The following is a 9,733-nucleotide window of genomic DNA, read 5'->3' as shown; positions in this document are numbered from 1 at the left end:
TTTGTGAGGTTTTCTATCAATTAATCTGTGAAATTTGTGTTTATTTACTCAAATACATTTTTCTTCTGCTGTATAATTCATAAAATTGATCGTCTTTTAAATCATCTATGAACAAAATACTTTCTCCTGTAGACTTCATTTCTGGTCCGAGTGCTTTGTTTACATTCGGAAACTTACTGAAAGAGAAAACTGGTTGCTTGATGGCATAACCGTTTAATTTTGGATTAAAAGTAAAATCGGTTACTTTATTTTCGCGAAGCATTACTTTGGTGGCATAATTTACATACGGTTCGCCATAGGCTTTTGCAATAAATGGAACCGTTCTCGAAGCTCTTGGATTTGCCTCGATGATGTAAACTGTATCGTCTTTAATAGCAAACTGAATATTGATTAATCCAACCGTTTTTAATGCTAATGCAATTTTCTTCGTATGATCTTTGATTTGTTGCATTACAAATTCGCCTAAATTAAACGGCGGCAACGTTGCATTACTATCGCCTGAGTGAATTCCGCATGGTTCGATATGTTCCATAATTCCGATGATGTACACATTTTCACCATCACAAATAGCATCGGCTTCGGCTTCAATTGCTCCATCAAGATAATGGTCAAGCAGCAATTTATTGCCCGGAATATTTTTCAGTAAATCAATTACGTGTTCTTCCAACTCTTGTTTGTTGATGACGATTTTCATTCCTTGTCCACCCAAAACATACGACGGACGAACTAATAAAGGAAAGTCTAAAACATCGGCTAATGCTGAAGCTTGATCGGCATTTTCGGCTACACCAAATTTTGGAAACGGAATATTTAGTTCTTCCAAAAGTTCTGAAAATCGTCCTCTGTCTTCGGCTAAATCCAAAGCGTCAAACGATGTTCCTAATATTTTAATGCCGTATCGGTCTAATTTTTCTGCTAATTTCAAAGCGGTTTGTCCGCCAAGTTGCACAATTACACCTTCTGGTTTTTCATGGCGAATGATGTCGTAAATATGTTCCCAAAAAACAGGTTCAAAATACAATTTATCAGCTGTATCAAAATCGGTAGAAACCGTTTCAGGATTGCAGTTAATCATAATGGTTTCATAACCACATTCTTTGGCAGCCAAAACACCGTGAACACAAGAATAATCAAACTCAATTCCTTGTCCGATACGATTTGGTCCCGAACCTAAAACAATAACTTTTTTTCTGTCGGAAACAATACTTTCGTTAGAAACAAATTTTTTACCATTGGTTTCTATTTCGGCTTCAAAAGTGGAATAATAATATGGTGTTTTTGCTTTAAATTCGGCAGCACAAGTATCAACCAATTTATATACGCGATTGATATTCATTTCTTCACGAAGTTTATACACTTGACTTTCTAAACAACCCATCATGTGAGCAATTTGTCGGTCGCCATAACCTTTTTGTTTGGATTCCAAAAGCAATTCTTTTGGTAAGGTATCAACTTTATATTGTGAAATTTCTTTTTCTAATAAGTATAATTCTTCATATTGCTTCAAAAACCACATGTCAATTCGTGTGATTTCGTGAATTCTGCTCAATGGAATTCCCATTGCAATGGCATCATAAATCACAAAAACTCTGTCCCAACTTGCAAAAGTTAATTTCTCGATGATTTGCTCGTAATTTTTATAACCTTTTCCGTCAGCGCCAATTCCGTTACGTTTAATTTCTAACGATTGTGTTGCTTTATGCAATGCTTCTTGGAACGAACGACCAATTCCCATAACTTCACCTACGGATTTCATTTGTAATCCTAAAGTTCTGTCGGAACCTTCAAATTTATCAAAGTTCCAACGTGGAATTTTTACGATTACATAATCCAAAGTTGGCTCAAACAAAGCCGAAGTTGATTTGGTAATTTGATTTTGAAGTTCATCTAAGTGATAACCTAAAGCTAATTTGGTCGCAATTTTAGCGATTGGATAACCAGTAGCTTTTGATGCTAATGCTGAAGAACGCGAAACTCTCGGATTGATTTCGATGGCAACAATATCTTCTTTTTCATCGGGTGAAACGGCAAACTGAACGTTACAACCGCCAGCAAAATTTCCGATAGAACGCATCATCAAAATTGCCATATCACGCATTTTTTGAAATGTTGTGTCGGATAATGTCATTGCCGGAGCAACTGTAATTGAATCTCCAGTATGAATTCCCATTGGATCCATATTTTCGATAGAACAGATGATAACTACATTGTCATTTTTATCTCTAAGTAATTCTAATTCGTATTCTTTCCAACCTAATAATGCTTTGTCAATCAAGACTTCGTGAATTGGCGAAGCTTCTAATCCGCGAGTTAGTAAGTCGTCAAAATCTTCTTTTTTGTGTACAAAAGCTGCTCCAGTTCCACCCAATGTAAACGATGGACGAATTACTAACGGAAATCCAAATTCTTGCGCAATTTCTTTTCCTTTTAGGAATGATGTTGCTGTTTTGGCTGGTGCAGTTGGAACGTTTATTTTTTCTAACAATTGCTTGAATTGTTCTCTGTCTTCTGTGATGTTGATGGCGTTGATGTCAACTCCAATTAATTTTATCCCAAAATCTTTCCAAATTCCTTTTTCGTCGGCTTCAAGGCAAAGATTTAATGCGGTTTGTCCACCCATTGTTGGAAGAACAGCATCGATTTGAGGATGTTCTTTTAGGATTTGAATGATGGATTTGGTTGTTAATGGCAATAAATAAACGTGATCTGCCATTGATGGATCGGTCATGATGGTTGCTGGATTGGAATTGATTAGGATTACTTCAATTCCTTCTTCACGAAGTGAACGTGCTGATTGTGAACCTGCATAATCGAATTCGCAGGCTTGTCCGATAACGATTGGTCCAGAACCAATTATTAAAACCGATTTGATTGAGTTGTCTTTTGGCATTGTAGTTAGTTTTTAAACTTCGTATGTTTTTTATTTAGTTGTGTTTGTGTGTTGTTTGTTTTTTTGAAATTGTGTTTAGCAATTGCAATTGTCTTTGTTGATTTTAGCCCCGATAGTAGTGGAAATCCTTTTTTAATTTTTCTTTAAAATTAAAAAGATTGCAACGGATAGCGGGAAATAGCTCCTGAAAATTATCAATATTTATGAACAGGTTTAAAAAAAAGCCGCTACTAATAAAAGTAACGGCTTGATATTGATCAATTTCTAATCATTATTTTTTGTGTCTTGGTTCGCAAGAAACTGTTAATTTATGTCTTCCTTTAGCTCTACGACGCGCAAGGACTTTTCTTCCATTTGCAGAAGCCATTCTGTCCATAAATCCGTGTTTATTTCTTCTTTTTCTTTTCGATGGTTGAAATGTTCTTTTGCTCATTGCTTTGTATCTTTAAATCGTGTATTATTTTCTTTAACAAACGGTTCCTTTAAAACCGAGTGCAAATATACAAACCTTTTTTTTTCTGGCAAGCACTTTTTTAAAAATATTTTTAATTGATTTTATTACCTTTGCAAACAAATTTTTAAATCATGTTTCACAGAAATATCAAAATCGTTTTAGCGGTTCTAATTTTTGCCACAGCGATATGGCAATTTACGGAAAGTAATATTGGAAATGGAATTTTTCTTATCTTTTTATCGTTGATTCCTGTTTTTCTTTATTTTAAGAATGAGTATATTTTATTGGCGTTTTTGAAGTTGAGAAAGCAAGATTTTCCTGGTGCGAAAAATTGGTTGGATAAGATTAAAAATCCAGAAACGGCTTTGGTTAGAAAACAACAAGGTTATTATAATTATTTGAACGGATTGATGTTATCGCAAACGAATTTGCATCAATCGGAGAAGTTTTTTAAGAAAGCAATTGAACTTGGTTTGAATATGGACATGGATTTGGCGGTTGCAAAATTGAACTTAGCCGGAATTGCAATGTCTAGAAGACGTAAAATGGAAGCTACGGCTTTATTGAACGAAGCTAAAAAACTAGATAAGCAAGGTATGCTGAAAGATCAGATTAGCATGATGAAAGAGCAAATGAAGAAAATATAGTTTTCAGTCGCAGTTTTCAGTAATCAGTTAGCATAAAAAAAAGCTTTAGAAAATTCTAAAGCTTTTTTTATTTTAAACTGTCAGCTAATAACTGAAAACTGCGACTGAAAACTAATAACCTTCCGTTGGGATTTCGATTTCGTATTTCTTTTTACTTGTATTTACTAATTTTTTGTCACGTAACCACGGATTGTGGATTTTTAAAATCTTATAGTTTATTCCCTGTGTTTTTGCAAAGCTCGCTAAATCGGTAATAGTGCTATCAACTTCGATTTTCTTGGTTGGAATTGGTCGATATAAATCGTTTGGATAAATATTGAAACCATATTTTGCTGGATTTTTCATGATTTCTTTTAAAGCTAAAATCCTGAAAACATAGCGCGATGTTTCTTCGGTTAACGCTAAATCATAATAATTGGTAACTTGTTGTTCTTCAATTTTTTTATTTACACCATTCATTCCACCATTATAGGAAGCCGCAGCCATTGTCCAAGTGCCAAATTTATTTTTGGCAGTCAATAAATATTTACATGCTGCTTCGGTCGATTTTTCTAAATGATAGCGTTCGTCAACAAAATCGTTGACTTCCATTCCTTTTTCTTTAGCCGTTTCAGGCATAAACTGCCAAACGCCACGCGCACCAGCCGATGAAACCGCATTAACCAAACCGCTTTCGATTACGGCTAAATATTTGAAATCATCTGGAATGCCATATTTTTGAAGAATTGGTTCAATTACTGGAAAAGCTCGGTTGGCTCTTTTTAGAATCAACGTTGTGGTCGAATGAAGATTTGCATTGATTAACAATTCTCTATCCAATCGTTCTCTAACGTCAACGACATGCAAAGGTGCCGTTTCACCAGCAAAATCGGTTGTTATTGGGAAATACATTGCTGTTCCTTCGTGCAGGAGTTTATCTTTTTTATCGCCCGAAATTCCGAAAACGAAAATTCCAGAGATTAAAACTACTCCAAGTGTTGTCAATAGTGCATTTGTCTTTTTCATAATAAAAAATTGTAATCGTATAATGGTAAAGCTACAAAAATCGCTCCAAAAAAGTTAATCTCCTAACAAAATTTTAGGTAAATTCTCATTCAGCCATTTGTATTTGCTCAAAATCATGATATGCGTTCCATTTTTTACTGGAATAAAATCTTTAATGTATTTTGGCGGAAAAACTTCATCTGCATCACCGTGAATGTGGATTATTTCGTTGTCAATTTCGGTTCGTTCCCAGTTGATGATTTGCTCTATTGCCCAATCTAAATAGCGTTTGTCTCTAACAGCTAGAAATTTTTCATACAAAGCCAATCGTTGTTTTACTATGGATGAACCAAAGGAAAATTTGGTTAGCAACTCAATGTTTTCGAATAATTTAGTTGGCATCAACTTATAAGCTTTGGTGGTTTTGGCGATTTTAAATCGTTTTGGGAATTCTACATTCGATTTTACACTAGAAATAATGACCACTTTTTTTGGATTAACAAATTGTTTCATCTCTTGAACCAAAACGCCACCAAAGGAAACACCAATCAATATGCAGTTTTCGTGTTGGATGTTTTGAGCCATTTTTTCGGCATAAGAAGTCAGTGATTGATTTTTCTCTGGAATAAACCATTCTAACAGATGGGTTTCAAATTGGTCTTCTGGCAATTTAATTCGTTCAAAAATTGAAGAGCTTGCCGCCAATCCGGGCATGAAGTAAACGTGAATTTTAGACATTTTTAACTGTAAACTCGTTTAAAATTAGTAATTTTGCCTAAAATTAACCCTTTTATTTTATTTGTAGATGAATGAAATAGTATTTTCAGAAAAAATGGAAATTAAAGACAATACTTTTGCACGTCAATTTGAAACTTTCATCGATGGAAACATGGTTTCTGTTGAATATTCATTTCAAGAAAAGAAAATATTTCTAACAAGAATAAATACTTTTGATGGTTTTGATAATGAAGAGTTTATCAATGATTTATTGAAAAATATCATGGAAATCGCTTATGAACGAAAATTGAAAGTTGTTCCAATTTTACCAAAAATTGCCGCTTTCATGAGAAAAAATACTACTTATAAAGATTTACTTCCTCCAGGAATTAAGATATAATTAAAAAAAGCAAGAGTTAAAATTCCAAATTCCAATTGTATAAGATTGGAATTTGGAATTTTTATTTTCTATCTTTATCAAATGAGTTCCGAAAATCTAAATTCTGATGAAAGCTATTAAATCGAAATACTTAATATTACTTCTCTTTTGTTTCTCTATTTCTTTTGTTTATAGTCAATCGAATATTAGAAAAGTTTTATTTGAAATTTTAGATGGAGAAAATAATCCATTGCCTGGTGCAACTATTTTGGTTAAAAATTCTAATCCGATTATAAGTACAAATACTAATTTTGATGGAAAAGCGCAACTTGATTTAACTGAACTTGAAGTTTCAGTGGAGTTGAGAGTTCTTGGACCATATATAAAGTTTTACTTAATGAAAAATATTGATTTCGTTAAAGTTGATTTGAAAAAGAAAAAAATTCTGTACTACTACAAAAACAAAATTGTAAAAAAGAAAAAACTAAAAATGAAAGGATATTGAAAAGTTAATAAACAGCGATATTTTTAAAAGCATTCCTTTTTAAACTTAGTTTTTTATATTTACAAAATGAGTTCCGAAAATCTAAATTCTGATGTCATTCATTTTTTTGAAGAAATTCAAAAATATTATGGCAGTAAAACCGAAATAACACAAGGGTTGTTTACTGAAATAGACAATCTTGATGCTAATCAAACTACATGGAATTTATCTGAATTTGAGTTGGTTCGTTCGGCTTATCGCAATTCGGGTGGAAAATTTATGCTGGAAGGCAACGGAACATACTATGAAATTTCTGCCGAAAAAATCATCAGTTTTACTCAAAATGGTAGAAATAAATTTGAATTTATCGAACAGTACAACGAAACGTTTTTTAGAATTACTAAAATTAGGTTTCATTATAAGTATTAAATTAATTACGAATTAAAAATTACGAATTACGATAATTTGGAATTCATAATTCGTAATTCATAATTTCAGTAAACTCCATTCTCACACTTCCATCTTCATCAATTCTGGTCAAATTAATTTCATGTAATGTATTGACTAATTCAGGATTCCAAGGTGTTTTTACTTTTACGTAATTTTCTGTAAATCCGTGAATGTAACCTTCTTTGTTTTCGCCTTCAAAAAGCACTGTATGGTTAGTTCCTATTTGACTTTCGTAGAAAGCACGACGTTTTTTAACCGATAATCCGCGAAGCATTTTACTTCTTTTGGAACGCACATTCATCGGAACCACATTTTCCATAGTTGCTGCTTCGGTATTATCTCTTTCGGAATAAGTAAAAACGTGTAAATACGAAATGTCTAATTCATTTAAGAAATTATAGGTTTCTAAAAAATGTTCATCGGTTTCACCTGGAAAACCTACAATAACGTCAACGCCAATACATGCATTTGGCATTACTTCACGAATTTTATTCACTCTATCAACATATACTTCTCGTTGGTAACGGCGTTTCATTTTTCCCAAAATTTCATTACTTCCAGATTGCAATGGAATATGAAAATGAGGTACAAATGTTCTGCTTTTGGAAACAAATTCTATAGTTTCATTTTTCAAAAGATTTGGTTCGATAGATGAAATTCGCAAACGTTCAATTCCTTCTACTTCGTCTAAAGCTTTTACCAAATCGAGAAAAGTATGTTCGTGTTTTTTATTTCCGAATTCACCTTTTCCGTAATCGCCAATATTTACTCCTGTAAGCACAATTTCTTTGATGCCTTGTTGCGAAATTTCGTAGGCATTTTTTAGAACATTTTCTAAAGCATCACTTCTAGAAATTCCACGCGCCAATGGAATTGTACAATAGGTACATTTGTAATCGCAACCATCTTGCACTTTTAGAAACGCACGTGTTCTATCGCCAATAGAATAACTTCCAACGTAAAAATCTGCTTCTTCAATTTCGCACGAATGTACTTCGCCAAAATTATTTTTGGTTAAATCATTAATATAATCAGTGATTTTGAATTTTTCGGTTGCACCAAGAACCAAGTCAACGCCATCAACAGCTGCTAATTCTTCAGGTTTCAATTGCGCATAACAACCAACGGTAGCAACAAATGCTTTATCGTTGAGTTTCATGGCTTTTTTTACAATTTGCTTGAATTGTTTATCAGCATTTTCGGTAACCGAACACGTATTAATAACATACATATCAGCAACTTCTTCAAAATCAACTCTTTCAAAACCTTCGTCTTGAAAATTTCTCGCAATGGTAGAAGTTTCTGAGAAGTTTAATTTGCATCCTAAAGTGTAGAATGCTACTTTTTTTCTGTTTTCCATAAGTAAGCTCAATTAATGAAATCGTCGTCAAAAAATTGAGAGTGCAAATTTAGGTAAAAAATTAAAATAAAAATAGCCACAGATTCACGGATTAAAATAATTCTAAAAATCTGTGAATCTGTGGCTAAAAAAATTAATTACTCTTTTCTATATTTCTTAGTTTCCTCAAAAACGTGTTCCAAAATTTTAGCATCTTCTTCAGAAAATTGAACATTACGTCTTGCCATTACGATTTTTGCCGTTTGAAAAGCTTTGTTGGTTAAATAAGTTGTAAATCCAGAACTTCCACCCCAAGAAAAGCTTGGAACAAAATTTCTAGGAAAACCACTTCCAAAAATATTAGTTGAAACGCCAACAACCGTTCCAGTATTGAACATTGTGTTTATTCCGCATTTGCTGTGATCACCCATCATTAATCCGCAGAATTGTAGTCCGGTTTTGGCGAATCCTTCTGTTTCATAACTCCACAATCGTACTTCTTCGTAGTTGTTTTTTAGGTTCGAATTATTAGAATCGGCACCAATATTACACCATTCTCCAAGAACTGAATTTCCTAAAAATCCGTCGTGACCTTTGTTAGAATAACCAAAAAGTACCGAATTACTTACTTCGCCACCAATAACAGAATGTGGTCCAACGGTTGTTGCGCCATAAACTTTGGAAGCCAATTTCACTCTGCCCGATTCGCATAAAGCAAATGGTCCACGAATGACTGAACCTTCCATGATTTCGGCATTTTTACCGATGTAAATTGGTCCAGTTGACGCATTTAAAGTTACAAATTCTAGTTTTGCTCCTTCTTCAATAAAGATATTTTCAGGAGAAATTACGTTGACCGATTTTGGAATTGGTTGCGAATGTCTTCCATCTGTAATCAATTCAAAATCTTCTCTAAGTGCGATATCGTTTTTAGCAAAAATATCCCAAGTATTTTCAACCGTTAAACATTCTTCGGCATAATCAATGATTTCATATGTATCAAAATCGACTTCTTCTTGTGTGTCATTGGTGTAAAACGCAATTACTTCGTCACCTTTAAAAATAGCTTGGTTTTTCTCTAGATTTTTCACCATTTCAGATAAAATATCGTTTGGCAAAAACGAAGCATTGATCATAATATTGTCTTCCATTTCTACCATTGGGTATTTTTCTGAAAGATATTCTTCGGTTAAAGTTGTGGTTGTGTAACCTAAATATTTTTCCCATTTTTCACGAATGGTTAAAATCCCAATACGAATTTCGGCAACTGGACGAGTGAAAGTAAAAGGTAAAAGTGCGTTTCTAACGGTTCCGTCGAAAAGTATGTAGTTCATTTTAAAAGTTTATAAGGTTTATGAAGTTTAAAAGTTTATAAAAAAACATTAACTA

The 9,733-nt window shown here is 33.2% G+C and carries 10 protein-coding genes; 4 read left to right on the top strand and 6 right to left on the bottom strand.

Annotated elements, in window-relative coordinates:
* Window positions 1-40: 40 nt before the first annotated feature.
* A complete protein-coding gene (gene carB / locus IAI56_RS14340; RefSeq protein WP_187658519.1) occupies window positions 41-2,890 on the bottom strand; it encodes a carbamoyl-phosphate synthase large subunit in 2,850 nt (949 codons plus the stop codon).
* 271 nt (window positions 2,891-3,161) lie between these two features.
* The gene (gene rpmH, locus IAI56_RS14335) at window positions 3,162-3,323 is read right to left on the bottom strand and encodes a 50S ribosomal protein L34 (RefSeq protein WP_007136275.1); all 162 of its coding nucleotides are present in this window, start codon (window positions 3,321-3,323) and stop codon (window positions 3,162-3,164) included.
* 152 nt (window positions 3,324-3,475) lie between these two features.
* Between rpmH and IAI56_RS14330 the strand changes: the two genes are divergently transcribed.
* Window positions 3,476-3,991, top strand: a complete 516-nt coding sequence (locus tag IAI56_RS14330) for a DUF2892 domain-containing protein (RefSeq protein ID WP_169523128.1) — start codon at window positions 3,476-3,478, stop codon at window positions 3,989-3,991.
* 111 nt (window positions 3,992-4,102) lie between these two features.
* On the opposite strand, the gene IAI56_RS14325 is transcribed toward IAI56_RS14330, so the two are convergent.
* On the bottom strand, window positions 4,103-4,996 hold the full coding sequence (locus tag IAI56_RS14325) for a lytic transglycosylase domain-containing protein (RefSeq protein WP_187658518.1): 894 nt from the start codon (window positions 4,994-4,996) through the stop codon (window positions 4,103-4,105).
* A 54-nt stretch (window positions 4,997-5,050) separates the two neighbouring features.
* Window positions 5,051-5,713 (bottom strand): alpha/beta hydrolase, encoded by a 663-nt coding sequence (locus IAI56_RS14320; protein WP_187658517.1) that lies wholly within the window; start codon window positions 5,711-5,713, stop codon window positions 5,051-5,053.
* Window positions 5,714-5,807: 94 nt separating this feature from the next.
* Here IAI56_RS14320 and IAI56_RS14315 point away from each other — a divergent pair, with 94 nt between their 5' ends.
* From IAI56_RS14315 to IAI56_RS14305, 3 genes are all read left to right on the top strand, one after another.
* Entirely contained in the window at window positions 5,808-6,092 is a 285-nt protein-coding gene (locus IAI56_RS14315) for a GNAT family N-acetyltransferase (protein WP_169523169.1), read from the top strand.
* A gap of 106 nt (window positions 6,093-6,198) precedes the next feature.
* Entirely contained in the window at window positions 6,199-6,576 is a 378-nt protein-coding gene (locus tag IAI56_RS14310; protein ID WP_187658516.1) for a hypothetical protein, read from the top strand.
* Between the two features lie 66 nt (window positions 6,577-6,642).
* A complete protein-coding gene (locus IAI56_RS14305) occupies window positions 6,643-6,984 on the top strand; it encodes a hypothetical protein (RefSeq protein ID WP_187658515.1) in 342 nt (113 codons plus the stop codon).
* 43 nt (window positions 6,985-7,027) lie between these two features.
* Here the strand turns inward: IAI56_RS14305 and mtaB are convergent, their stop codons facing one another.
* Window positions 7,028-8,365, bottom strand: a complete 1,338-nt coding sequence (gene mtaB / locus IAI56_RS14300; RefSeq protein WP_187658514.1) for a tRNA (N(6)-L-threonylcarbamoyladenosine(37)-C(2))-methylthiotransferase MtaB — start codon at window positions 8,363-8,365, stop codon at window positions 7,028-7,030.
* Between the two features lie 137 nt (window positions 8,366-8,502).
* Window positions 8,503-9,678 (bottom strand): GlmU family protein, encoded by a 1,176-nt coding sequence (locus IAI56_RS14295; RefSeq protein WP_187658513.1) that lies wholly within the window; start codon window positions 9,676-9,678, stop codon window positions 8,503-8,505.
* Window positions 9,679-9,733 lie beyond the last annotated feature (55 nt).

It is taken from the genome of Flavobacterium macrobrachii, from assembly GCF_014486675.1.
Lineage (GTDB): Bacteria > Bacteroidota > Bacteroidia > Flavobacteriales > Flavobacteriaceae > Flavobacterium > Flavobacterium macrobrachii.
Note: the sequence above shows the minus strand (reverse complement) of the source record. Positions and strands in the feature narration are given on the sequence as shown.

Excerpts from the sequence above, each read along its gene's own strand:
- mtaB (WP_187658514.1), bottom strand. The coding sequence starts at position 8,365 with ATGGAAAACAGAAAAAAAGTAGCATTCTACACTTTAGGATGCAAATTA.
- rpmH (WP_007136275.1), bottom strand. The coding sequence starts at position 3,323 with ATGAGCAAAAGAACATTTCAACCATCGAAAAGAAAAAGAAGAAATAAA.
- IAI56_RS14295 (WP_187658513.1), bottom strand. The coding sequence starts at position 9,678 with ATGAACTACATACTTTTCGACGGAACCGTTAGAAACGCACTTTTACCT.
- IAI56_RS14320 (WP_187658517.1), bottom strand. The coding sequence starts at position 5,713 with ATGTCTAAAATTCACGTTTACTTCATGCCCGGATTGGCGGCAAGCTCT.
- IAI56_RS14325 (WP_187658518.1), bottom strand. The coding sequence starts at position 4,996 with ATGAAAAAGACAAATGCACTATTGACAACACTTGGAGTAGTTTTAATC.
- IAI56_RS14310 (WP_187658516.1), top strand. The coding sequence starts at position 6,199 with ATGAAAGCTATTAAATCGAAATACTTAATATTACTTCTCTTTTGTTTC.
- IAI56_RS14305 (WP_187658515.1), top strand. The coding sequence starts at position 6,643 with ATGAGTTCCGAAAATCTAAATTCTGATGTCATTCATTTTTTTGAAGAA.
- IAI56_RS14315 (WP_169523169.1), top strand. The coding sequence starts at position 5,808 with ATGGAAATTAAAGACAATACTTTTGCACGTCAATTTGAAACTTTCATC.
- carB (WP_187658519.1), bottom strand. The coding sequence starts at position 2,890 with ATGCCAAAAGACAACTCAATCAAATCGGTTTTAATAATTGGTTCTGGA.
- IAI56_RS14330 (WP_169523128.1), top strand. The coding sequence starts at position 3,476 with ATGTTTCACAGAAATATCAAAATCGTTTTAGCGGTTCTAATTTTTGCC.